The organism is Janthinobacterium sp. BCJ23, assembly GCF_059617945.1.
Map to the genome: position 1 here is coordinate 1 of NZ_JCAQAW010000004.1, position 24,093 is coordinate 24,093.

22 protein-coding genes, 2 tRNA genes and 1 pseudogene are annotated in these 24,093 nt (G+C 61.4%); 17 read left to right on the plus strand and 8 right to left on the minus strand.

What is annotated here, in order from left to right:
• Nucleotides 1–199, plus strand: a pseudogene (locus AC54AG_RS14215) (IS1595 family transposase); the annotation flags it as partial.
• 6 nt (nucleotides 200–205) lie between these two features.
• On the opposite strand, the gene AC54AG_RS14220 reads toward AC54AG_RS14215, so the two are convergent.
• The gene (locus AC54AG_RS14220) at nucleotides 206–1,339 is read right to left on the minus strand and encodes a GNAT family N-acetyltransferase (RefSeq protein WP_496631002.1); all 1,134 of its coding nucleotides are present in this window, start codon (nucleotides 1,337–1,339) and stop codon (nucleotides 206–208) included.
• 91 nt (nucleotides 1,340–1,430) lie between these two features.
• Between AC54AG_RS14220 and AC54AG_RS14225 the strand changes: the two genes are divergently transcribed.
• Both AC54AG_RS14225 and AC54AG_RS14230 read left to right on the plus strand, forming a co-directional pair.
• On the plus strand, nucleotides 1,431–3,047 hold the full coding sequence (locus AC54AG_RS14225; protein WP_070304044.1) for an NAD+ synthase: 1,617 nt from the start codon (nucleotides 1,431–1,433) through the stop codon (nucleotides 3,045–3,047).
• Between the two features lie 41 nt (nucleotides 3,048–3,088).
• A complete protein-coding gene (locus AC54AG_RS14230) occupies nucleotides 3,089–3,427 on the plus strand; it encodes a P-II family nitrogen regulator (protein WP_034758685.1) in 339 nt (112 codons plus the stop codon).
• A 142-nt stretch (nucleotides 3,428–3,569) separates the two neighbouring features.
• Here the strand turns inward: AC54AG_RS14230 and AC54AG_RS14235 are convergent, their stop codons facing one another.
• From AC54AG_RS14235 to trxB, 3 genes are all read right to left on the minus strand, one after another.
• Nucleotides 3,570–4,199: a trimeric intracellular cation channel family protein gene (locus tag AC54AG_RS14235; protein ID WP_034758680.1), complete on the minus strand. Its 630-nt coding sequence runs from the start codon at nucleotides 4,197–4,199 to the stop codon at nucleotides 3,570–3,572.
• A 135-nt stretch (nucleotides 4,200–4,334) separates the two neighbouring features.
• Nucleotides 4,335–5,009, minus strand: a complete 675-nt coding sequence (locus AC54AG_RS14240; RefSeq protein WP_496630717.1) for a Smr/MutS family protein — start codon at nucleotides 5,007–5,009, stop codon at nucleotides 4,335–4,337.
• 7 nt (nucleotides 5,010–5,016) lie between these two features.
• A complete protein-coding gene (gene trxB / locus AC54AG_RS14245; protein WP_034758671.1) occupies nucleotides 5,017–5,970 on the minus strand; it encodes a thioredoxin-disulfide reductase in 954 nt (317 codons plus the stop codon).
• Between the two features lie 215 nt (nucleotides 5,971–6,185).
• Between trxB and AC54AG_RS14250 the strand changes: the two genes are divergently transcribed.
• The 3 genes from AC54AG_RS14250 to AC54AG_RS14260 all read left to right on the plus strand — a co-directional run bounded on the left by AC54AG_RS14250 (nucleotide 6,186) and on the right by AC54AG_RS14260 (nucleotide 10,613).
• Complete coding sequence (locus AC54AG_RS14250; RefSeq protein WP_070304042.1) at nucleotides 6,186–8,546, plus strand: DNA translocase FtsK; 2,361 nt, start codon at nucleotides 6,186–6,188, stop codon at nucleotides 8,544–8,546.
• A 5-nt stretch (nucleotides 8,547–8,551) separates the two neighbouring features.
• The gene (gene lolA / locus AC54AG_RS14255; protein WP_034758664.1) at nucleotides 8,552–9,220 is read left to right on the plus strand and encodes an outer membrane lipoprotein chaperone LolA; all 669 of its coding nucleotides are present in this window, start codon (nucleotides 8,552–8,554) and stop codon (nucleotides 9,218–9,220) included.
• Nucleotides 9,221–9,293: 73 nt separating this feature from the next.
• Complete coding sequence (locus AC54AG_RS14260) at nucleotides 9,294–10,613, plus strand: replication-associated recombination protein A (RefSeq protein ID WP_425252029.1); 1,320 nt, start codon at nucleotides 9,294–9,296, stop codon at nucleotides 10,611–10,613.
• A gap of 2 nt (nucleotides 10,614–10,615) precedes the next feature.
• Here the strand turns inward: AC54AG_RS14260 and AC54AG_RS14265 are convergent, their stop codons facing one another.
• Together AC54AG_RS14265 and AC54AG_RS14270 are read right to left on the minus strand one after the other, a co-directional pair.
• Nucleotides 10,616–11,368, minus strand: coding sequence for an NAD-dependent epimerase/dehydratase family protein (locus tag AC54AG_RS14265; protein ID WP_496630718.1), 753 nt, complete (start codon nucleotides 11,366–11,368; stop codon nucleotides 10,616–10,618).
• On the minus strand, nucleotides 11,365–11,655 hold the full coding sequence (locus AC54AG_RS14270) for a DUF2917 domain-containing protein (RefSeq protein WP_496630719.1): 291 nt from the start codon (nucleotides 11,653–11,655) through the stop codon (nucleotides 11,365–11,367). The genes AC54AG_RS14265 and AC54AG_RS14270 overlap by 4 nt, the downstream gene beginning before the upstream one ends.
• A gap of 180 nt (nucleotides 11,656–11,835) precedes the next feature.
• On the opposite strand from AC54AG_RS14270, the gene AC54AG_RS14275 reads away from it, so the two are divergent.
• The 5 genes from AC54AG_RS14275 to AC54AG_RS14295 all read left to right on the plus strand — a co-directional run bounded on the left by AC54AG_RS14275 (nucleotide 11,836) and on the right by AC54AG_RS14295 (nucleotide 15,559).
• A complete protein-coding gene (locus AC54AG_RS14275) occupies nucleotides 11,836–13,257 on the plus strand; it encodes an aminotransferase-like domain-containing protein (protein ID WP_496630720.1) in 1,422 nt (473 codons plus the stop codon).
• A 149-nt stretch (nucleotides 13,258–13,406) separates the two neighbouring features.
• Entirely contained in the window at nucleotides 13,407–13,610 is a 204-nt protein-coding gene (locus tag AC54AG_RS14280; RefSeq protein ID WP_496630721.1) for a hypothetical protein, read from the plus strand.
• A 135-nt stretch (nucleotides 13,611–13,745) separates the two neighbouring features.
• Entirely contained in the window at nucleotides 13,746–15,035 is a 1,290-nt protein-coding gene (gene serS, locus AC54AG_RS14285; RefSeq protein WP_331778865.1) for a serine--tRNA ligase, read from the plus strand.
• A 76-nt stretch (nucleotides 15,036–15,111) separates the two neighbouring features.
• Nucleotides 15,112–15,201 (plus strand) — tRNA-Ser (locus AC54AG_RS14290).
• Between the two features lie 268 nt (nucleotides 15,202–15,469).
• Nucleotides 15,470–15,559: transfer RNA gene (locus AC54AG_RS14295), tRNA-Ser, on the plus strand.
• Nucleotides 15,560–15,718: 159 nt separating this feature from the next.
• On the opposite strand, the gene AC54AG_RS14300 is transcribed toward AC54AG_RS14295, so the two are convergent.
• Nucleotides 15,719–16,381 (minus strand): hypothetical protein, encoded by a 663-nt coding sequence (locus AC54AG_RS14300; protein ID WP_331778866.1) that lies wholly within the window; start codon nucleotides 16,379–16,381, stop codon nucleotides 15,719–15,721.
• A gap of 129 nt (nucleotides 16,382–16,510) precedes the next feature.
• Here AC54AG_RS14300 and hisC point away from each other — a divergent pair, with 129 nt between their 5' ends.
• The gene (gene hisC / locus AC54AG_RS14305; protein ID WP_331778867.1) at nucleotides 16,511–17,569 is read left to right on the plus strand and encodes a histidinol-phosphate transaminase; all 1,059 of its coding nucleotides are present in this window, start codon (nucleotides 16,511–16,513) and stop codon (nucleotides 17,567–17,569) included.
• A 48-nt stretch (nucleotides 17,570–17,617) separates the two neighbouring features.
• Here the strand turns inward: hisC and AC54AG_RS14310 are convergent, their stop codons facing one another.
• The gene (locus tag AC54AG_RS14310; protein WP_331778868.1) at nucleotides 17,618–18,271 is read right to left on the minus strand and encodes an FxDxF family PEP-CTERM protein; all 654 of its coding nucleotides are present in this window, start codon (nucleotides 18,269–18,271) and stop codon (nucleotides 17,618–17,620) included.
• A gap of 259 nt (nucleotides 18,272–18,530) precedes the next feature.
• Between AC54AG_RS14310 and AC54AG_RS14315 the strand changes: the two genes are divergently transcribed.
• From AC54AG_RS14315 to AC54AG_RS14335, 5 genes are all read left to right on the plus strand, one after another.
• On the plus strand, nucleotides 18,531–19,400 hold the full coding sequence (locus tag AC54AG_RS14315; protein WP_070304032.1) for an NAD(P)-dependent oxidoreductase: 870 nt from the start codon (nucleotides 18,531–18,533) through the stop codon (nucleotides 19,398–19,400).
• A gap of 205 nt (nucleotides 19,401–19,605) precedes the next feature.
• Complete coding sequence (locus tag AC54AG_RS14320; RefSeq protein WP_082654522.1) at nucleotides 19,606–20,670, plus strand: YeiH family protein; 1,065 nt, start codon at nucleotides 19,606–19,608, stop codon at nucleotides 20,668–20,670.
• 16 nt (nucleotides 20,671–20,686) lie between these two features.
• Nucleotides 20,687–21,997 (plus strand): D-amino acid dehydrogenase, encoded by a 1,311-nt coding sequence (locus AC54AG_RS14325; RefSeq protein ID WP_496630722.1) that lies wholly within the window; start codon nucleotides 20,687–20,689, stop codon nucleotides 21,995–21,997.
• Between the two features lie 29 nt (nucleotides 21,998–22,026).
• On the plus strand, nucleotides 22,027–22,842 hold the full coding sequence (locus AC54AG_RS14330) for a thiazole synthase (protein ID WP_034758622.1): 816 nt from the start codon (nucleotides 22,027–22,029) through the stop codon (nucleotides 22,840–22,842).
• 70 nt (nucleotides 22,843–22,912) lie between these two features.
• Nucleotides 22,913–23,923, plus strand: a complete 1,011-nt coding sequence (locus AC54AG_RS14335; RefSeq protein ID WP_496630723.1) for a porin — start codon at nucleotides 22,913–22,915, stop codon at nucleotides 23,921–23,923.
• The last annotated feature ends 170 nt before the right edge of the window (nucleotides 23,924–24,093 follow it).

Below are 24,093 nucleotides of genomic sequence, written 5' to 3' on the forward strand. Positions count from 1 at the left end.
GGGCGCCGCCCACGTGCAGAACGTCAATGCGTATCACAGCCGTTTGCGGCAATGGCTGGGGCCGTTTCACGGCGTAGCGACGCGCTACCTGCCAAATTATCTGGGGTGGCGCTGGATACTCGACGCCAGGCGCATCCGCTCGCCAGAAACGTTATTGAGAGCAACGCTGGGCGCGTTCCCACATCTGACGGTGACATAGCCTTTTTTATGCGCGAAACGGACTGTGTTCGTTCAACTCGTCGAGGTAGGCATCGATGCCGCCCCGTTCGCGTTCAAGGAAGCGCTGCACGGCGTCGGCAAAGGCCGGGTGCGCCAGCCAGTGGGCGGACCACGTCTTTTGCGGCAGGAAGCCGCGCGCCATCTTGTGCTCGCCCTGGGCGCCCCCTTCGAAGGTGGCGATGCCATTGGCGATGCAAAATTCCAGCGGCTGGTAGTATGCCGTCTCGAAATGCAGACAGGGCACGTGCTCGAGCGCGCCCCAGTAGCGGCCATATAACGTGTCTGCCGTGTGTATCACCAGCGAGGCGGCAATGGCCCGCTCTTCGCGCTCGGCGATCACCAACAAGATGTTCTGCGGCATGCTGGTGCCCAGGCGCTGGAAGAAGTCCAGCGACAGATAGGGCGAGGAGCGGTGTTCCGCATAGGTATTGCTGTAGCAGCGGTGGAACAGTTTCCAGTCCGCGTCCGTGGCGTTCGCTCCGCGCACCTGGCGCATGGTGACGCTCGCTTCCCGCACCTTGCGCCGCTCGGCGCGGATATTCTTGCGCTTCTTGTGTTCCAGGGTAGAGAGGAATTGCTCGAAATCCGTGTAGCCGGGATTGAGCCAGTGAAACTGCACGCCACTACGCATCAGGTAACCAGCTTGCTCCAGTTGGCACGCTTCGCTTTCTGGCGGGAACAGGATGTGGCAGGACGATACTTCGGCCGCTTGCTGCTGCGCCTGCAGAAAGGCCAGCAGGGCAGCGCGCGCCTCGCCATCGCGGGCCAGCAGGCGCGTGCCGCTGACGGGTGTAAACGGTATCGCGGACAGCAGTTTCGGGTAATATTCAAGGCCATGTTGCCGATAGGCGTCGGCCCAGGCCCAGTCGAACACGTATTCGCCATACGAGTGCATTTTGAGGTACAGGGGCAGGGCGGCGGCCAAGGTTTCGCCTTGCCACAGCACCAGGTAATTGGGCTGCCAGCCCGTGTCCGCGCTGGCGCAGCCGGACTCGTGCAGCGCGTGCAAGAAGGCGTAGGAAAGGAAGGGATTGGCCTCCGCCTGGCTTGCCAGCAGTTCAGACCAGGCCGCTTCGCCAATTTCAGCCAGGGTAGTGACGATAGCCGTGCGATAATTCATTGTTGTAGTGTGCATTCATCACTCTCGGGGCGCCGCCACCGGCCTGCGCGCCCCTGTCTTGTTTAATAGAACGAAAATATCCATCATCATCATGACAGTCAAAGTCGCAATTGCTCAAATGAATAGTACGGTCGGCGATCTGGCCGGCAACCGTGCCAAGATCTTCGATCTTTCCCGCCGCGCCTTTGAAGCGGGCGCCGATATCGTGCTCACGCCGGAACTGTCGCTGGTCGGCTATCCACCCGAGGACTTATTGCTGCGCAATGCATTCTACGCAAAAACGCAGGAAGCGTTTGCGGGACTGGCTGCCGACCTGGCCCAGTTCAAGGATCTGCACGTGGTGGTGGGCTTGCCCCTGCAAGACGAGAAGGGCGTGCGCCACAACGCCGCCTCCGTGCTGCTGAACGGCGAAGTACTGGGCACCTACCGCAAGCACGACTTGCCGAACACGACCGTGTTCGATGAAAAGCGTTACTTCACGTCGTCGGACCAGGCTTTCGTGTTTGGCGTGAAAGGTGTGCGTTTCGGCATCAATATCTGCGAAGACACGTGGTTCGAGCATGCGCCGATGCGCGCCCGCGCGGCCGGCGCGCAAGTGCTGCTGGTGCCGAACGGCTCGCCCTACCACATGAACAAGCAGCATCTGCGCTATGACACCATGCGCAGGAACGTCAGCGCGCAAGGCATGGCCCTGGTCTACGCCAACCTCGTCGGCGGCCAGGATGAACTGATTTTCGACGGCGACTCCTTCGTGATGGATGCGGCCGGCACGATGTGCGCCCAGCTGCGTCACTTCGAGGAAGACTTGCAACTGGTCGAATTCGACGGCGCCACGCCCGTGCCGCAGCCGCTGGCCGCGCCGTTGACGACCGAGGCGCAGGTGTACCAGGCGCTGGTGCTGGGCGTGCGCGACTATATCGGCAAGAACGGTTTCCCTGGCGTGCTGATCGGCATGTCGGGCGGCGTCGATTCCGCCCTGACCCTGGCGATTGCCGTCGATGCGCTGGGCGCCGACAAGGTGCGCGCCGTCATGATGCCATCGCAATTTACGGCCGATATCTCGTGGATCGATTCGCGCGACATGGTAAAACGCCTCAATGTGCGCTACGATGAAATTCCGATCAAGCACACCTTCGATGCCTTCCGCGCCACCCTGGCTGACGAGTTCGCCGGACTGGCGGAAGACGCGACGGAAGAAAACATCCAGGCGCGTATCCGCGGCACCTTGCTGATGGCCCTGTCGAACAAGCATGGCAGCATCGTGCTAACGACGGGCAACAAGAGCGAGATGGCGGTCGGTTATTGCACTTTGTACGGCGACATGGCGGGCGGCTTTGCCGTGATCAAGGATATCGCCAAGACCCTCGTCTACCGGCTGTGCGCGTACCGCAACAGCGTGTCGGACGTGATACCCGAGCGCATCCTGACGCGCGGACCGTCGGCTGAATTGCGCGCCGACCAGCTGGACCAGGATTCCTTGCCGCCATACGACGTACTCGACGGCATCATGCAGCTGTACATGGAAGAAAACCGGCCGATCGCCGAGATTATCGAGGCTGGCTACCCGCCGGCCGACGTGGCGAAAATCACGCGCCTGATCAAGATCAATGAATACAAGCGGCGCCAGTCGCCGGTAGGCATCCGCGTCACGCACCGTGGCTTTGGCCGCGACTGGCGCTACCCGATCACGTCGAAGTTTTACGAATAAGCAGCCATCTGTCCACAATCTAACAATTTTAAGGAGTAGCCATGAAACAGATTACCGCCATCATCAAACCATTCAAGCTCGACGAAGTGCGCGAAGCGCTGGCCGACGTGAACGTGACGGGCTTGACCGTGACGGAAGTGAAGGGCTTTGGCCGCCAGAAGGGCCATACCGAGCTGTACCGTGGTGCCGAGTACGTGGTCGACTTCCTGCCGAAGGTCAAAGTCGAAGTGGTGGTGGACGACAGCGTGTCGGAACTGGTGGTCGACGCCATCATCAAGGCAGCCCGCACAGGCAAGATCGGCGATGGCAAGATTTTCGTGCGCGATGTGGAGCAGGTGATCCGCATCCGTACGGGTGAAACCGGCCCGGACGCGGTGTAAGTCTGGCCAACAATGGTGTCGGATTACGGTCCTCCGGACCTGATCCGACCTACGCGTAGCAATGGGTGTCGTGCCGTAGGTCGGCTTAGCGCGCCAGCGCGTAAGCCGACATGCGCCGCCAACAACGTTGCCGGTTGACGTATCAGCGCCCCAGCCGCATATCGAATTTCCAGCAAATCAGGCGCAGAATCGTGATGCCGCTGGCGCTGGTCCACAGCGCGAAGTCGTGCTCGGCGCCGAAGTGCATCTGCAGCAGATAAGCCCAGCAGCCGAAGAACGCGCAGATTGCGTACGGTTTGCCGTCGCGAAATACCATCGGCACTTCGTTGCAGACGATGTCGCGCATCACGCCGCCAAAAATCCCCGTAATCACCCCCATCATCGACGCGATGAAGAGCGGCATGCCGGCGCGCGTCGCTTCGGCCACGCCCGCGATGGCGAACATGCCCAGGCCGATGGCGTCGGCGATGACGATCAGGCGTTCCGAGACGATTTGGCGCAAGTGCTGGATCAAGGGCGCGGCCGTCAGGGCTAGCACGAAGATGAGAATCGCGTATTCCTGGTGCGAGACCCAGAACAATGGCCGCTTGTCGAGCAGGATGTCGCGCAAAGTGCCCCCGCCAAATGCCGTGATGAAGGCCACCACGAACACGCCGACCAGGTCCATGCGCTTGCGGCGCGCTTCGATGAAGCCGGAAAACGCGCCCACCAGGATGGCGATGACCTCAATGATCTTGATCAGCGAGCCAGGCGGCAATTGGGGTGGCATCATGGGTGGAGCGCGTGAACGAGACGCTAAGCAGGAAATAATTGTCACAGGTTAACATGACACGGCCCCGAATGGTGACAAACGGGGCCGTGCGCATGAGCTAACTTGTTACTGAATTGTAATTTCTTGCTGCGGTGCTCAGCGGATGGGCTGCAGGGCGGAAGAAAGCAATACGACCAGCGCGCCATCGCCCCCTTCAGAGCGGCGCGCCTGGCAAAAGGCGATGACTTCATCCTTTTGCACGAGCCAGCTGTGCACCATCGATTTCAAGACCGGTTCCTGGCCTTTCGAGCCGAAACCCTTGCCGTGGATCACGCGCACGCAGCGCAGCTTGCGCCGCGTCGCCTGGTTCAAAAAGGCGCCGATGCCGTCGCGCGCCTCGTCGCGGCGCAAGCCGTGCAAGTCCAGCTCATCCTGGATGGGCCAGTGGCCCTTGCGCATCTTTTTCACCACGTCCGCTCCCACGCCGGGGCGGGCGTAGTTCAGGGCCGGATCGTTTTCCAGGTAATGGTCGACTTCGAACAAATCCGACAGCGACTCGCGCAGCACGGCCGCATCGTCCTCTTCCGGAGACAACTTGCGCGCCGGCTGCTGGGCCGCCATGGCGCCCGCCTTGGGCAGGCTGGGCACGTAGCGGTCCGACTCGGGCAGGCGCTTGACGCCGCCGATGCTGGCCTTGAACAGATTGCTCTCCACGGCCTGCACCTTGACCTGCTGGGCGCGCTCCGCTTCAGCCTGGGCGCGCGCGTCGGCCTGCTCCTTGAGCTGCTTGCTGACCGCTTTCAGGTCGGCAAAGTCTTTCATCGACGCCATGCGACGCTTACTCCTGGCCTTCCAGGTAGCGCTGGGCGTCCAGTGCTGCCATGCAACCCGTGCCGGCGCTGGTGATGGCCTGGCGGTAGATATGGTCTTGCACGTCGCCGGCGGCAAACACGCCCGGTGCGCTGGTGGCGGTGGCCATGCCTTCCAAGCCCGTCTTGGTCTTGATGTAGCCGTTGTGCATGTCCAGCTGGCCTTCGAAGATGCCCGTGTTCGGCTTGTGGCCGATGGCGATGAACACGCCATGCACGCTCAAGGCTTCGACCTTGCCGTCGATGGTCGACTTGATGTTCAGACCCGTCACGCCGCCTTCGTTGCCCGTCACTTCGTCCAGAGTGTGGTTATATTTCAACACAATCTTGCCTTCGGCAACCTTGGCGTTCAGGCGGTCGATCAGGATCGCTTCCGCGCGGAACTTGTCGCGGCGGTGGATCAGCGTGACTTTATTGGCGATGTTCGACAGGTACAGCGCTTCTTCGACGGCCGTGTTGCCACCGCCGACGACGGCCACTTCCTGGTTGCGGTAGAAGAAACCATCGCAGGTGGCGCAGGCGGACACTCCCTTGCCCATGAATTCCGCTTCCGATGGCAGGCCCAGGTATTGCGCGGATGCGCCCGTGGCGATGATCAGCGTGTCGCACGTGTATTCGTGGCTGTCGCCCTTCAGGCGGATCGGCTTTTCATTGAGGAACGTCGTGTGGATGTGGTCAAACACGATTTCCGTATTGAAACGCTCGGCGTGCTGCAGCAAGCGCTGCATCAGGTCCGGGCCTTGCACGCCCATCGGGTCGCCAGGCCAGTTTTCCACGTCGGTGGTGGTCATCAACTGGCCGCCTTGTTCCACGCCGGTGACCAGCATCGGGTTCAGGTTGGCGCGGGCGGCGTAGACGGCGGCGCTGTAGCCGGCTGGGCCGGAGCCGAGGATCAAAACGCGGGCGTGTTTGGTAGTGGTCATGGGAGGCTTCTCTATGAGTGGGGTCTATCCGAATTGGGGGCATACGCGCGAAGAACAAGGGCGTATTGCGCTTGCGCAAGCAATCCACGATTATAGACCAAGCCGCCTGTAGCGACGAATCGTGGGGCCGTCCGGGGCATATATGGCTTAGAATACTTCCTTATTATGGGAAATTCCCTTTCAGAAACATTTTTCACCTTGCAGCGCTTCCCAGAATGACTAAACCAGCCCAGGCCAATCAAAATAGCTACACCCGAAAACCGGTCGAACGCCGCCCGCTGCCCAACCGGCTGGTGCGGCTGCTGTCCGAGGCGCGCTGGTTCGCGCTGGCCGCGTTTGCCTTGTATTTCGTGCTGATCCTGGCCAGCTTCAACAAGCTCGACCCCGGCTGGTCGCACGCCACCAATGTCGACAAGGTGGCCAACCTGGGCGGCAAGCTCGGCGCGACCTTTTCCGATTTGCTGCTGTATATCTTCGGCTTTTCCGCCTGGTGGTGGTGCGTGTGGCTGCTGCGCACGGTATGGCATGGCTATCGCCGCCTGAGTAAGCGCTTCCTGCTGGAAGAGGAAGAGGTGGAGCGCGAGCACCATGTCGAGATGCTGATTCGCATCGTCGGCTTCTCCATCATGCTGATCGGCAGCATGGGACTCGAATACTTGCGCATGGCAAAAAGCTTGCACGTGCAGCTGCCGCGTGATCCGGGCGGCGTGCTGGGCCAGCTGGTCGGGCACTCGGCCCACGTGGCCTTTGGCTTTACGGGCGCGACCTTGCTGCTGTTGCTGCTGTTCGGCCTGGGTTTCAGCTTGTTCTTCCACGTATCCTGGCTGCAAGTGGCCGAACGCATCGGTGGCGCCATCGAAGACGCCGTCAACTGGTTCGTACTGCGCTACCAGGACCGCGAAGACCGCCGCCAGGGCGAAGTGGCCGCCGTGCGCCGCGACGAAGTGGTGGTCATCGAGCGGGCCAAGCATGTAGAGAAACATGTGGCCGCGCCGCCCGTGAAGATTGAACCGCAGGTGGTGACGGTGGTGAAATCGGAGCGCGTGGAAAAGGAGCGCCAGGCCCATTTGTTCGAGAACCTGGGCGATGGCAAGCTGCCGCCGCTGTCTTTGCTCGATGAAGCGCCGCCCGTGGTGGAAACCGTCTCCGTGGAAACCTTGGAATTCACGAGCCGCCTGATCGAAAAGAAATTGTCGGACTTTGGCGTCGATGCCAAGGTAGTGGCCGCTTACCCCGGCCCCGTCGTCACGCGCTATGAAATCGAGCCGGCCACGGGTGTCAAAGGTAGCCAGATCGTGGGCCTGGCGCGCGACCTGGCCCGTTCACTGTCGCTGACTTCCATCCGCGTGGTGGAAACCATTCCAGGCAAGAATTACATGGCGCTGGAACTGCCGAACACCAAGCGCCAGATCGTGCGCCTGACGGAAATCCTCGGTTCCAAGGTCTACAACGATGGCGTCTCCAGCCTGACGATTGCGCTGGGCAAGGATATCGCGGGTAAACCCGTCGTGGCCGATCTGGCAAAGATGCCCCACTTGCTGGTGGCCGGTACGACCGGTTCCGGTAAATCCGTGGGCATCAATGCGACGATTTTGTCGCTGCTGTACAAATCCGACCCACTCGACGTACGGCTGATTTTGATCGATCCGAAGATGCTGGAAATGTCCGTCTACGAAGGCATTCCGCACTTGCTGGCGCCCGTCGTCACCGACATGCGCCAGGCCGGCCACGCGCTGAACTGGGCCGTGAACGAGATGGAACGCCGCTACAAGCTGATGAGCAAGATGGGCGTGCGTAACCTGGCTGGCTACAACGCGAAGATTGCCGACGCGAAAAAGCGTGAAGAACACATCCCGAATCCGTTCAGCCTGACGCCGGATTCGCCGGAGCCGCTGGAAAAACTGCCGACCATCGTCATCATCATCGACGAGCTGGCCGACTTGATGATGGTGGTGGGTAAAAAAGTCGAGGAATTGATCGCACGTATCGCGCAAAAGGCGCGCGCCGCCGGTCTGCACTTGATTCTGGCCACGCAGCGCCCATCTGTAGACGTGATCACGGGCTTGATCAAGGCGAACATCCCGACGCGTATCGCCTTCCAGGTATCGTCGAAGATCGACTCGCGCACCATTCTCGACCAGATGGGCGCGGAAACCCTGCTGGGTATGGGCGACATGCTGTACATGCCGCCCGGCACCGGTTTGCCGATGCGCGTGCACGGCGCGTTCGTGTCCGATGAAGAAGTCCACCGCGTTGTCAGCCATCTGAAGCTGCAGGGCGAACCGAATTACATCGAGGGCATCCTCGAAGGCGGCACCCTGGAAGGCGACGGCGCCGAAGGCGGCGTGCCTGGCGAGGGCGGCGGCGAGGCCGATGCCCTGTACGACCAGGCGGTGGCGGTGGTGCTGAAAAACCGCCGCGCCTCGATTTCGCTGGTGCAGCGTCATTTGCGCATCGGCTACAACCGCGCCGCCCGTCTGCTCGAGCAGATGGAGCAGAGCGGGGTGGTATCAACCATGCAATCCAATGGCAACCGGGAAATCCTGGTGCCGGCGGCCAGTAGTGAACAAGGGTAAATAGAATGAAGAACACGACTTTCGCAGCAAAAATGATGATCGGCGCGGCCAGCGTTGCCTGCAGCCTGCTGTTCGCGGCCAGTGCCTCGGCCAGTGCGCTCGAGCAATTCAAGAGCTTTGCGGCCGGCACCAAGTCGGCCAAGGGCGAGTTCGTGCAGCGCCAGGTCAAGAAGGCGGACGCCAAGGCGGGAGCCAGCGGCAAGGCCAAAGTGTCGACGCCGGCCAGCGGCACGTTCGAGTTTGCCCGCCCAGGCAAGTTCATCTGGACCTATCTGAAGCCGTACGAGCAGCTGCTGCAAGCCGATGGCGACAAGCTGTACATCTACGACAAGGACTTGAGCCAGGTGACGGTCAAGAAACTGGGCGACGCGCTCGGTTCCTCGCCAGCAGCCATCCTGTTCGGCAGCAATGACCTGGAAAAGAATTTTACGTTGGCCGAAGCGGGCACGCGCGATGGCCTGGAATGGCTGAAAGCGACGCCGAAAGCCAAGGATACGACGTTCGATGAAATCACCATCGGCTTGCGCAATGGCGTGCCGGAAGCGATGGAGTTGCGCGATTCGTTCGGCCAGACGTCGGTACTGGCGTTCAAGAACTTCCAGAAGAATCCCGCCTTATCTGCCGATCACTTTAAATTTGTCATGCCCAAGGGCGCCGACGTCATCAACAATTAAGACTGTCGCGCCTTGCGTATGAGCCGGCCTCGCAGCAATGCGGGGCCTTTGCATTCTTATTAGGTAACTCAATATGGCGGATCTCTTTTCCACCGCACCGCGCCAGCCCTTGGCCGAAGCCTTGCGGCCAGCCACCCTGAACGAAGTCATCGGCCAGACGCATCTGCTGGGCGTGGGCAAGCCGCTGCGCCTCGCGTTCGAGGCGGGCAAGGCCCATTCGATGATCTTATGGGGGCCGCCCGGCGTGGGCAAGACGACCCTGGCGCGCCTGATGGCCAATGCCTTCGACAGCGAGTTCATCGCCCTGTCGGCCGTGTTCGCGGGTGTAAAAGATATCCGCGCAGCCATGGACCAGGCACGCCATAGCCTCGACCAGTTCGGCAAGCACACTTTATTGTTCGTCGACGAAATCCACAGGTTCAACAAATCGCAGCAGGACGCCTTGCTGCCCTTCGTCGAATCTGGCCTGGTGACGTTCATCGGCGCCACCACGGAAAACCCCAGCTTCGAAGTCAATTCGGCACTGCTGTCGCGCGCGCAAGTGTATGTGTTGAAATCGCTTAACGAAGACGAGATGAAGCAGTTGCTGGCCAAGGCGCAGTCCACGGCCCTGACGCACTTGAGCTTTGATGAGGCGGCCGCCGATACTCTGATCGGCTATGCGGACGGCGATGCGCGGCGTTTCCTGAATTTGCTGGAACAGGCCGAGACGGCCGCCAGCTCGACGGGTACGACCAAGATCGACGCGGCCTTCGTCGACAATGCGCTGACCCTCAATTCGCGCCGCTTCGACAAGGGTGGCGACAATTTCTATGACCAGATTTCCGCGCTGCATAAATCCGTGCGTGGCTCCAACCCCGATGCTGCCCTGTACTGGTTTTGCCGCATGATCGACGGCGGCGCCGACCCCCGCTATTTGTCGCGGCGCATCGTACGCATGGCCTGGGAAGACATCGGCCTGGCCGACCCGCGTGCCCTGACCATGGTCAATGATGCGGCCGAAACGTATGAACGCTTGGGTTCGCCCGAAGGCGAACTGGCCCTGGGCCAGGCGGTCATCTACCTGGCGATTGCAGCGAAAAGCAATGCCGGCTACAACGCGTTCAATACGGCGATGGCGTTTGTCAAGAAAGACAAGTCGAAGGAAGTGCCCGTGCACTTGCGCAATGCACCGACGAAGCTGATGAAGGAACTCGGCTACGGCCATGCCTACCGCTACGCGCACGACGAGCCGGACGCGTACGCGGCCGGTGAAACCTATTTCCCGGACGGCATGGCCGAACCGGGCTGGTACCAGCCCGTGCCGCGCGGTCTGGAAAGCAAGATCGCCGATAAATTGGCGTGGCTGCGCGAGCTGGACAGAAAAGCAGGAAAACCAGCGGGCAAGGGCTGAGGTTACAGCCCCAGCAGGGTAAAACCGTCATCCTGCGGCGCATAGCCGACCAGCTGGCGCGTCGCCGCAATCGACAGCCGCTTGTAGCGGTTGTCCGACACCCCATGCACGACGTGGTAGCCGGCCGGCACGTCCGCCGTCACGCAGCGGGCCAGCAGTTGCACCACGTCACGCTCGCTGATGAAGGCGGCGATGTCGCGTGCGCTGTGCTGTTGACCTGGCGCAAAGTTGGCCACGTTGGCGATGCGCACGGCGATCGCCGTCATGCCGTGCTGGTGCGCAAAGGCCGAGGCCACGCCTTCACCGAAGGCCTTGCTGGCGCCATACATGTTCGCGGGGCGCGCCGGCATGCTTTCCTGTACTTGCACGTCCAGCGGGTAACCCTCGATGGCTTGCGCGCTGCTGGCAAGCACCACCCTTTTCACTCCCTGTTCCTGTGCCGCGCGGAAGATGTTGTGCGTGCCGACGATGTTCGGCTGCAGCAATTGCGCATCGAAATCGGCGCCGACGTGCGGCACGCCGGCCAGGTGCAGCACCACGTCGACGCCGGCGCAGGCGGCCAGGCAGGCGGCATAGTCGGCGACGTCGAGCTTGATGGATGGGCAGGGTGCTTCGGCCAGCTTGCCTGTGTGCAGGTCGGCCAGGCGCAGGGAGAATTCCCCGTGCCGGCGCTTCCAGAAAGCGGTGCCGATGATGCCGGCGGCGCCCGTGACGAGGACGCACAGTGGAGCTTGATGTAGTGTTGCTTGACTCATGTATTCCTTGTGAGCAGTGTGTGAGGCAGTGCCAGGTTCAGCCAGCGCAGCAGGGTGGGACGCGGGGCGGCCGTCCCATGCACACGGATGTGTCCGCTACCCACGGCTTCGACGAGCACCAGGCCGTCGTTCGGTATCGTGTAGCGTTCGCCGCTGCGCAGCACGCAATCCTCGAACTGGGCGTAGGCCGTGACCCACGCCGTGCCGGACAGGCATTCGATGACCCTGGCGTGCGCTTTTTCCAGGCGCAAAGGCCGTTCGCTGCGTAATTCGTGGTCGGTATGCATGGCATCGCTCCTGTTGTGCTGACAGGAACAGCTTAGGCGCTTGCCGCGAACCATGACAGATGCAGGAAAACGAAATTGTGATGCATACAGTGTCCTTTGTCGTACACTGTGCTTGTCAAAAAACTTGGCAACTGTATCTGTGCCGGCCACGCGCGCGAGCCGCATACTGAAGGGATGAACATGAGCGCGCATTTGAATCTGTACGAGCACCTGGCCAACGAACTGGGCGCCTTGATCGACTCGCGCGTGTTCGCGCCCGGCGACCGCCTGCCATCGATCCGCCACCTGGCGCAGCAAAAGCGCATTTCCGTCAGCACGGTGATGCAAGCCTTGCGCCTGATGGAAGACCGGGCGCAAGTCGATGCGCGGCCCCAGTCCGGCTATTTCGTGCGCCACCGCGCGCCGCGCCGCCCGTGCAGCGCGGACGCCCAGCATTTGAAGGAGCCGGCCTTTGTCGGCATCAACAACCTGTTGATGCGCGTGCTGAAGGAAAACGAGGCGCCCGATATCGTGCAGCTGGGCACGGCCTGGCCGCCCGACGAGATACTGCCCATCAAGCGCATGCAGCGCACCATCAGCGCCGTGGCGCGGCGCGAGCCCGCTTTATTGAGCAAGGTCAGCTGTTACGACGTCAGCGAAAGCAATTTCCTGCGCCAGGTGACGCGCCGCGCGCTGGACTGGGGCAAGCTGGACCCGCACGAGATCGTCGTGACGAATTCCTGCACGGAAGCGATCAGCCTGTGCCTGCGCGCCGTCGCCAAGCCCGGCGACACGATTGCCATCGAGTCGGCCACGTATTTCGTGCTGCTGCAGATGATCGAAAGCCTGGGCATGAAGGCGCTGGAAATTCCCACCGACCCGAAGACGGGACCGTCGCTCGACGCGCTGGAGCTTGCCTTGCGCGCCGGTCTCGTGCAAGCGTGTTTGTTCGTGCCGAACGCCAACAACCCGCTCGGTTGCGTCATGCCGGAAGAAAACAAGAAGCGGCTGGCGGGGCTGCTGTCGGAATTCAATATTCCGCTGGTGGAAGACGATGTATATGGCGACCTGTGCTTTGCCCCGCAGCGGCCGTGGCCCGTGAAAGCCTACGATACGAGCGGCAATGTGCTGCTGTGCTCCTCGTTTTCCAAGGCGATTACCCCTGCGTCGCGCGTCGGCTACGTGCTGGCCGGCCGCTTCGCGCAGGAAGTGGCTTTGCTGAAAACCGTGTCGAGCGGCGCCACCAGCCATTTCTTCCAGGCCGTGCTGGCCGACTTTCTGGAGGGCAGCAGCTACGACCAGCAACTGCGCAAGATGCGGCGCACCCTGGTGCAGCGCATCGCCCGCATGTCCGACGCCGTGGCTGCCAGCTTTCCGGCCGACTGCATGCTGTCCGAGCCGCAGGGCGGTTTCGTGCTGTGGGTGCAGATGCCGCCGCAAATCGATGCGCTGGCCCTGCACGGCCAGGCTATCGCGGACGGCGTGGCGTACATGCCGGGCCAGTTGTTCTCGGCCTCGGGCAAGTTCGGCAATTATCTGCGCCTCAATTGCGGCAATCCGTGGACGCCGCGCATCGAGCAGGCTATAAGCCGCCTTGGTCGCCTGGTCAAGGAAGCCTTGTAACTATTCTCCACGTTTCAGTCCCCGTTTTTCACCGTTCGCTCCCTGTTTTTCGCCGCTGGTCGCAAGCCGGTGGCCTTGTTTGTGGCCGTTGGCTAAAGTACCACCATACCAGCAGCAGTCAACCACACAAACCAACCAGGAGTCACATCATGAAAGCACTGAAAAACATGGAAATCACCTTTGTCGCCGCCGCCATCATCGCCATCGGCGCCAGCTTCGCCACCGCCGGCGCGAACACCGTGGAAGTGAGCGCCACCTCCACCGTGATTGCCCAAGCCGCCGACAGCACGATGCCTGTCGTCACCGTCAGCGCCCGCCGCCTGACCGCTGCCGAAAAAGCCGCCTTTATCTAAGCGCTGGATGTAAAGCGGGCGCGAGTGTCCAGCCATGCCGCCATGACGATGGTCGGCCATGTGCAAAACTCATAAAGAACTGAACGGGTCTTGGTACAATGAGTGCTTTCGATACATCGGCACCGCCATCCACCCATGATAGATATCCAACTTCTCCGTAAAGACATCGCCACCGTCGCAGAACGCCTGGCGACGCGCAAATTCCAGCTCGACGTGGCAGGTTTTACCGCCCTTGAAGCCGAACGCAAGGCGATCCAGACGCGCACCGAAGAGCTGCAGGGCAAGCGCAATGCGCTGTCCAAGCAAATCGGCATGCTGAAAGGCAAGGGGGAAGACACCTCGGCCGTGATGGCGCAAGTGGCCGGCCTGGGCGATGAGCTGAAAGCCGATGAAGCGGCCTTGACCGTGGTGCAAGCCAAGCTGAGCGACTTCATCATGGCCGTGCCGAATTTGCCACACGAATCGTCGCCTGTGGGCACGGACGAGTCGGGCAACGTGGAAGTGCGCAAGGTCGGAACGCCGCGCACCTTCGATTTCGAAGTCAAGGATCACGTCGATGTGGGCGGCCCGCTGGGCCTCGATTTCGAAGTGGCCACCAAGCTGACCGGTTCGCGCTTTTCCGTCATGAAGGGCGGCATCGCCCGTCTGCACCGCGCGCTGGCGCAATTCATGCTCAACACGCACGTGGACGAGCACGGCTACACGGAATGCTATACGCCGTACATGGTCAATGCCGATTCCTTGCGCGGCACGGGCCAGCTGCCGAAATTCGAAGCTGATCTGTTCTCGGTGAAAAAAGGCGGCGCGGAAGGCGAGGGCGAGACCTTCTACCTGATCCCGACGTCGGAAGTATCGCTGACGAATATCGCGCGCGATGAAATCCTCGCGCTCGACCAGTTGCCGCTGAAAATGACGGCCCATACGCCATGCTTCCGTTCGGAAGCGGGCAGCTATGGCCGCGACACGCGCGGCATGATCCGCCAGCACCAGTTCGATAAAGTCGAAATGGTGCAAGTGGTGCATCCGGACACCTCGTACCAGGTGCTCGATGAAATGGTCGGCCACGCGGAAACGATTCTGCAACGCCTGGGCCTGCCATACCGCGTGATGTCGCTGTGCACGGGCGACATGGGTTTTGGCGCCACCAAGACCTTCGACCTGGAAGTGTGGCTGCCGGCGCAAAACACCTATCGCGAAATCTCGTCCCTGTCGAACTGCGAAGCCTTCCAGTCCCGCCGCATGCAGGCGCGTTTCCGCAACGCCGCCGGCAAGCCGGAACTGGCGCATACCCTGAACGGTTCCGGCCTGGCAGTGGGCCGCACTCTGGTGGCCGTGCTGGAAAACTACCAGCAAGCGGACGGCAGCGTCGAGATCCCGGCCGTGCTGCGCCCGTACATGGGCGGCCTGACGCATCTGAAGGCCTAAAATAGTCCTTTTCTTTTCGCTGCGGGCTGCTATAATCTTGCCTTCTCGCAGCAATGCGGGAAAGACCGCAGCAAATGGAGAGGTGGCAGAGTGGTCGAATGTACTTGACTCGAAATCAAGCGTACGTTAAATCGTACCGTGGGTTCGAATCCCACCCTCTCCGCCAGAACAAATAGAGAAAGCTCCCGCAAGGGAGCTTTTTTTATTTGTGGCGGCGGAAAGGAGTACGCCCCCTGCGGGGCGTACGCGTGGGATTCGAAGACGAGCGCGTACTTGCGCGAGGCTCCCCGAATCGTCAAATTGGGTTTGGTTCTAAATGCCAGCCCTCAGTTGCAAATCACCAATAAACCCCTACCCAACCCAACAACACCCATGCTAAAATAGCGCCTCGTTCAAACCGGCACGCCAGTTTGAATGAATAGACCGCAGTAAACGGAGAGGTGGCAGAGTGGTCGAATGTACTTGACTCGAAATCAAGCGTACGTTAAATCGTACCGTGGGTTCGAATCCCACCCTCTCCGCCAGAATACATAAGAGAAGCTCCCGCAAGGGAGCTTTTTTTATTAGTGATGCAAAAAAGCCTGCGACGTATCAATGCAGGTAGAAAAACCGCCCAAAGCGCGCAGCGCAAGGCGTTTTTTCCTCCATTCAGCTTTGAATGCCAGCACCCCCACCAACGCAAGCTAGTGCACCAGCCGCGCCACCGCAAACGCCACACCTGCCAGCGCAATCATCGTCCCCACGCACGACAGGATGACAGTCGACTTCGCCTCAGCCACATCAGATCTGGTCGCATAATTGGAGCGCACCACCGCCAAGTCCAGTTTCAAGCTGCTGACATCCGTCGTGAGGACAGTGACATCCGTTTTCAGGCCGGCGACATCCGTTTTCAGGTCTGCCACATCCACCTTGAGGCCAGCCACATCCGTTTTCAGACCGGCCACATCCACCTTGATGCCAGCCACATCCACCTTCAAATCAGCAACATCCAGTTTCACACCAGCCATGTCTTTTGCCAGTGTATTGACCTGCTCGTCCATGGTGCAATCCTCCATGCTTTTCACTCGATGCTCCTCGCATTTTTCACCCCTGTCAAACAGTGTCCCGAGGGTATCGTGCATGGCCTTGCTATTCCTCGCCAAGCGTTGCGCCAGTGCCATCGCGCGTTGCAGGTCGGCCATTCCTTCGCCCTGTAGCTGGTCTGTTGCAGTCTGCAATTCGGCAGCGATTTGTTCGCTGAGGCTGGCGGCAACCTGCAGCCATGCATTGATCTTGCGCTGGCGTGTCTGTCGCTCCAGCGCGTCAGGCCGCAGCCACGGATCGCTCAGATTGTGCATGCTATTCATGCTGCGTCCTCTTCAGCTTCGGCCGATGCCGATGCCGTCCACGCTACCCCTCGCCGTCGCCACCCACCTTGACCCCGCTCAGCCTATGGTAATCTACCCCCTCCCATCCCGACCCCACCAATAAAAGCAATGAGCCGATTCTGGAGCAACATCGTCAGCGAGCTGACCCCCTATATCCCTGGCGAGCAACCGAAACTGCCCGACCTGGTCAAACTCAACACCAACGAAAACCCCTACGGCCCATCGCCGCAAGTCCTGGCCGCGCTGCGCGAAGCTAGTAACGACAGCCTGCGCCTCTACCCCGATCCCACGGCCAGCGAACTGAAGCAAACCCTGGCCGGCTACCACGGCCTGAACAGCGCGCAGGTGTTCGTCGGCAACGGTTCCGACGAAGTGCTGGCGCTGGCCTTCATGGCCTTGCTCAAGCACGATGCACCGCTGCTGTTTCCGGACATCAGCTACAGTTTCTACCCCGTGTATTGCAAGCTGTACGGTATCGATTACCGCACGGTAGCGCTCGACGATGCCATGCGCATCCGCCCGCAAGACTATCAGGAGCCGTGCGGCGCCATCATCTTCCCGAATCCCAACGCGCCGACGGGTGTGGACTTGCCGCTGGCCGATGTGGAAACCTTGCTGCGCGACCATCCTGACGCCGTGGTGGTGGTCGATGAAGCGTATGTGGATTTCGGCGGCGAGAGCGCCGTGACCCTGGTCGAACGGTATCCGAACTTGCTGGTGGTGCAGACGTTCTCGAAATCGCGCTCGCTGGCCGGCTTGCGCGTCGGCTGTGCCTTCGGGCATCCTGATCTGATCGAGGCACTGGAAAGGGTGAAGAACAGTTTCAACTCGTATCCGCTGGATCGGCTGGCGCTGGCCGGTGCCGTTGCGTCGCTGCACGACGAAGCGTATTTCCAGCAGACGCGCCAGGCCGTGATTGCCAGCCGCGAACAGCTGACGGCGGATCTGGCGGCGCTGGGTTTCGAGGTGCTGCCGTCGGTGGCCAACTTTGTCTTTGCGCGCCACCCGCAGCATGATGCGGCGCAACTGGCGGCGGGCCTGCGCGCCCGTTCCGTGATCGTGCGCCATTTCAATGCACCGCGTATCAATCAGTATTTGCGCATCAGCATCGGCAACGTGGGCGAGTGCGCGGCCTTGATGGCGGCCTTGCGCGAGATATTGTCGTGATGGCAGGCCTGATACGGCTGCCGGCAGCCGTATCAGGTGCCACTTTGCTTACTGCTGGCTGGACCGGCGGCGGCGCGCCATGAAGCCCAGCAAGCCCAGGCCGCCCAGCAGCATGCCGTAGGTGGCTGGCTCCGGTACGGCCGACACGGACAGATTATTGATGGTCGGCCAGATGCCGATCTGTCCGGCCGTGCTGACGGCCAGGTCCGAGAAGGCGCCCGTCGACAGGAAGCCGACAAACGATGCCTGTGTCGGCAATACCAGTTCGTAGGTGAGCAGCTCGCCCAGCGCATTGCGCGCGGTCAGCGTGATGCTCTGGGCACTGGCATATTCGCCGGAAAAGTTCGATCCGAAGAAGAATCCCCCCACACCGCGTACGGCACTGGAAAAGTTGGAGAACACCACGCTGTCGTCACGGTTATTGGTGCTCAGCCAATTGTCGCTGCCCGTGCCTGCGCCGTACAGGATGGGCGAGACGCCAACGCTGCTTGCCGTGTAGGCATAGCTGCCGGCGCTGCGGAACAGCGGACCATCGAGTGCATCGATGGGCAAATCATCAAAGGTATCGACGCCGGTATTGCCGGCCGCTGCCAGATAGGCGGACTGGCTGGTAAAGACCGTGATGTCGGCGTGTGCGGCGCTGGCGGCGAACAGCAGGGCGGCGGCGCTGATGATTTTCATGCGGGTAAGTGAGGTTTGCAAGATCGACTCCTTAACGAGGGTTGGGAAAAGGATGCGGCAAAAAGTTTCCTTATTTGTAATGCCAGTTCAATGTAATATTAAATAGAAAAAAATACAACATAAATTATTTATGATAATTTTGATCTTGCATATGTAAATCGCTGATGTTTGCCAATTGCTAATGCCTGGCGGTCTGAGTTGGCGCCTGGCGGCACGATGCTGCTGGCGCGGGACATTTGTGCAACAATAATCGGATTCACACATCGACAGGACGGACAATATGGCAAAAGTGGCATTCATCGGTTTGGGCGTCATGGGTTTCCCTATGGCAGGCCATCTGGCGGCGGGCGGGCACGACGTCACCGTGTACAACCGCAATCCGGCCCGCGCGGCCGCTTGGCTGGAGCAATACAAGGGCAGCAGCGCCGCCACGCCGGCCGCCGCCGCTGCGGGCGCCGAGTTCGTCTTCACCTGCATCGGCAACGATAACGACCTGTATCAAGTGATCCTGGAAGAGGGCGGCCTGCTGTCCGCCATGGCGCCGGGCAGCATCCTGATCGACCACACGACGGCTTCCGCCGAAGCGGCGCGCACCATCCACGCGGCGGCAAAAGAAAAGGGCGTGTTCTTCCTCGACGCACCCGTGTCCGGCGGCCAGGCGGGCGCGGAAAACGGCAAGCTGACCGTGATGGTGGGTGGCGACGCGGAAGCGTACGCGCGCGCCGAGCCCGTCATCGCGCTGTTCTCGCGCGCCGTCACCTATATGGGCGCCTCCGGTTCCGGCCAGCTCACAAAAATGGTCAACCAGATCTGCATCGCCGGTCTCGTGCAAGCCTTGAGCGAAGGCATCGCCTTTGCGGAAAACGCGGGTCTCGATGCGGCGCTGGTGGTCGACGTGATTTCCAAGGGCGCGGCGCAGTCGTGGCAGCTGGAAAACCGGGGCAAGACCATGATCGAACGCAAGTTCGACTTCGGTTTCGCCGTCGACCTGATGCGCAAGGACCTCGGTATCTGCCTCGCCGAAGCCAAGCGCAACGGCAGCGACCTGCCCGTGACGACCTTGACGGACCAGTTCTATGGCGAAGTGCAGCAGGCGGGCGGTAACCGTTACGACACGTCCAGCCTGATTACCCGCCTGAACAAAAAGTAAAATTTAACTCGTCAGTAGCGAGCGGCGCGTCCCTGCAAAGGGCCGCGCCGTTTGTCGTTTACGGTGCTGACATCATTAAAACGTCAGTTTCCGGAACATCCGGTTTCGATTTTCATGGAAAAGCATGGACTTCGCTAGCTCATCGTGTATTATTAAAAAACGAGATGAAATGTCCCAATTTTTAAAACATTATGAGCGGACCCGCATGAAAACCAACTCCTCAGCGATAACACGCGTTGTCGACAAGAATATCCCCTACCTGTCTTCCGCCGTTGCCATCTGGCGTCCCCGCGCCGTGCTGCGCAGCTGGCCCGGCGTGGCCATCGCACTGGTGATCGCCCTGTCGGCCACCTTTATTTCCAGCAATTACGGCGGCCCGCAACTGCTGTACGCGCTGTTCTTCGGCCTGGCTTTTCACTTCCTCGCGTCGGACCCCACCTGCAAGCCCGGCATCGAGTTCTGCAGCAAGGTGCTGCTGCGCACGGGCGTGGCCCTGCTGGGCGCGCGCATCACCTTCAACCAGATCGCCTCGGTCGGTGTGACGCCGTTATTGATCGTTGTCGGCGGCCTGGTGGCCACTTTGGGCTTTGGCTATCTGCTGGCCAGGTGGCTGAAACGCCCCATCACGGAAGGGATATTGTCCGGCGGCTCGGTCGCCATCTGCGGCGCGTCGGCCGCGCTGGCCATTTCCGCCGTGCTGCCGCAAACCAAGGAAAACGAAAAATTCACCCTGCTGACGGTGGTCGGCGTGACGACCTTGTCCACCCTGGCCATGATCGTCTACCCGCTGCTGGTCAAGCTGCTGGGTTTTGACCCGACCGAGGCGGGCGTGTTTATCGGCGGCACCATCCATGACGTGGCGCAAGTGGTGGGCGCCGGCTACCTGGTCAGCAACCATACGGGCGACGTCGCCACCTTCGTCAAACTGACGCGCGTGGCTTGCCTCGTGCCTGTCGTGCTGGGCCTGTCGATCATGTTCAAGCGCAAGGAAGGCAAGAGCGAAGTCGACGCGCCGCCGCTCGTGCCCTTTTTCCTGATCGGCTTTGTCTGGCTCGTCATTACCAACAGCCTGGGCCTGATTCCGCAGGAAGTGAATGGCTGGATCAACAATGCCTCGCGCGCCTGCCTCGTCATCGCCATTGCCGCGCTGGGCGTCAAAACGTCGTTCCAGTCGCTGGCCTCGCTGGGCTGGCGCCCCGTGATCATGCTGGTGATGGAAACCGTGTGGATCGCCGCCTTCGTTGCCATCGCCGTCCTGCTGACCCGTTAAGCGAGCCGAGCCCGCCATGAAGATCCTTGTCCTCGGCGCCGGCGTGGTCGGCACGGCATCGGCCTGGTACTTGCGCCAGGCGGGCCACGACGTGCGCGTGCTCGAGCGCCAGGCGGGCGCCGCGCAGGAAACGAGCTTCGGCAATGGCGGGCAGATTTCCGTCTCGCACGCGGAGCCGTGGGCCAATCCCGCCACCCTGTGCAAGGTCGTGCGCTGGCTGGGCAAGGACGATGCGCCGTTGCTGTTCCGTCCCCGCCTCGATACGCTGCAATGGCAGTGGGCGCTGCATTATCTGCGCGAATGTCTGCCATCGCGGGTGTCGCGCAATATGCGCCAGATCGTCGTGCTGGCCGAGTACAGCCGCCAGAGTCTGCAAGCCCTCCGGCGCGAAACGGGCATAGCCTATGACCACCTCGAGCGGGGGATATTGCATTTCTATACGGACCAGCAGGAGTTCAATAAATCGCAGTCGGGCGCCGCGCTCTTGCGCGAACTGGGCTGCCCGCGCAACACCGTCAGCGCCGATGAAGTGGTCCGGCTGGAACCGGCCCTGCGCCACGCGCGCAGCCAGATCGTCGGCGGCGATTTCACGGCCAGCGACGAGTCCGGCGACGTGCATTTGTTTACCACGGCCTTGGCGGCCCGCGCGGCCGCGGCCGGCGTCGATTTTCAGTACGGCACGACGGTGACGCGCTTGCTGGCGGACGGCGAACGCATCACGGGCGTGGAATGCATCGATGCGCGAGGGAGGCATCGCCTTGAGCATGCGGACGCCGTGGTGGTGGCCATGGGCAGCTTTTCCGCGCCCTTGCTGCAGCCGCTCGGCATCCGCCTGATGCTGTATCCGGGCAAAGGTTATTCCGCCACATATCCGATACGTGACCCCGCCAGCGCACCGTCCGTGTCGCTGACGGACGATGGCCACAAACTGGTGTTTTCGCGCCTGGGCGAGCGCCTGCGCGTGGCTGGCACGTGCGAGCTGAGCGGCTACACGCGCGAATTGAACCCCGTGCGTTGCGCCGCCATCACGCGCAGAGTGCAGGCGCTGTTCCCTGACGCCTGCGATTACAGCGACCCCGTCTACTGGGCCGGCTTGCGTCCCCTGACGCCATCGAACATGCCGTACATCGGCACCACACGCTACCGCCAGCTGTTCCTCAACACGGGCCACGGCACCCTGGGCTGGACCATGGGCTGCGGCGCGGGCAGGGCGATCGCCGACCTTGTGTCGGGGCGGCGGCCGGAAGTCGATTTTGCGTTTTGCGGGCAACGTTTGGCACCGCAGTCTGCGGCAGAGGCATTCCGGGGTCAGACCCGCCGGGTCTGACCCCAGCTTTAACTTAGGAGAGCACCACGATGAGAGACGACGCCACCCCCAGCCAACCACCGGCCGGGCTGACCCTGGCCGGCACCACTTACCAGTCGCGCCTGCTGGTGGGCACGGGTAAATACAAGGATTTCGAGGAGACGCGCCTAGCCATCGAAGAGAGCGGCGCCGAGATCGTCACCGTCACCATACGGCGTGTGAATATCGGCCAGGAAAAGGGCGAGCCGAACTTGCTCGATTTCATACCGCCATCGAAATACACGATCTTGCCCAACACGGGCGGCTGCTACAACGCGCGCGACGCCGTCTATACCTTGCAGCTGGCGCGCGAGCTGCTGGGCGGGCACCAGCTGTGCAAGCTGGAAGTGCTCGGCGATGAAAAGACCCTGTTCCCGAACATGCCGGAAACATTGAAGGCGGCGCAGGAACTGGTGCGCGACGGCTTCCAGGTGATGGTGTATTGCAGCGACGACCCCATCCAGGCGCGCATGCTGGAAGACATCGGCTGCATCGCCGTCATGCCGCTGGCGTCCCTGATTGGCTCGGGCATGGGCATTCTGAATCCGTGGAATCTATCGCTGATCATCGAGCAAGCCAGGGTCCCCGTGCTGGTCGACGCCGGTGTCGGCACGGCGTCGGACGCGGCCATCGCCATGGAACTCGGTTGCGACGGCATCCTGATGAATACCGCCATCGCGGCGGCGCGCGAACCGGTACGCATGGCGCGCGCCATGAAACTGGCAGTGCAGGGCGGACGCGAGGCCTATCTGGCCGGACGCATGCCCCGGAGAGCAGGCGTCATGAGCGCCTCGCCGTCGTCGCCGATGGCCGGGCTGATCGCCTGAGCCCGATTTGTAGCAAGGCAGTTGATGATTGTTTCAAGCGTTTATAAAAACCACAATACCTGGAGATGACATGAAACACACACTCGTAGCGGCAGCCATCCTGGCCTCCTCCTTCGCCGGCAGCGCCAGCGCCCAATCGTCCGTCACCGTGTACGGCTTGCTCGACGCGGGCCTGACGTCCGAACACGGCGGCGCGGAAGGCTCCGTCACCAAGCTGGCTACCGGCGTGCAATCGGGCAGCCGCATCGGCTTCAAGGGCACGGAAGACCTGGGCAACAACCTGAAAGCCAATTTCGTGCTGGAAAATGGCCTCGACGTGGATACGGGCGCCAACCGCCAGGGCGCCCTGTTCGGGCGCAAGGCTTACGTGGGCCTGTCGGGCGGCTTCGGCGCCGTGAACCTGGGCTTGCAGCACAACCCGCTGTTTACCGCGCTGGACAATATCGACCCCTTCGAGACGGGCATGACGGGCGCCTCGATCAACCTGATGAGCGTGGCCAGCCTGCGCACGAAAAACTCGATCATGTACGAGACACCCAAGGTGAACGGCTTGTCGGCCGCCATCATGTATGGCCTCGGCGAAAAGCCGGACAGCAATACCCTGGGCCGCACCATCGACTTTTCCATCGACTACGCGAATGGCCCGCTGGTATTGACCCTGGCGCACGACAACCGCAAGGACACGCCGCTGAACACGGCCAAGGTCACCTTGCTGGGCGGCACCTACGACTTCGGCCCCGCCAAGCTGCACGCCGCGTATGAAACGGACAAGGATGACGCGGGCACGGATTTCCGCAGCTACATGCTGGGCGCGTCGGCCCCCGTGGGCGCGGCGGGCAGCGTGATGGCGTCCTACATCAAGAAGGATGACCGCACGAATGCGCGCCGCGGCGGGCGCCAGCTGGCCATCGGCTACACCTATGCCTTGTCCAAGCGCACGAATCTGTACACCTCGTACGGGCGCATCAACAACGATGGCGCTGGCACCAATTTTGTCGGCGACGCATCGAGCGGCGGCAGCGTGCCCTTGCTTGGGCATAACTCGAGCGCCTTTACGGCCGGCATGCGTTTGAAGTTCTAAGACGCGGCGCAGGACGAAGCAATGGCGGGCTGTCTGTTGCGGACAGCCCGCCATTGTTGTTTCAGGGGTGGCTCAAAGTCACGGATTCCGGATTCAGGAATGAAACAGTCCGATTTTTCATGAATTTTCATTGACAGCGCATTTCGCAACCGTTAAATTGAACACGTATT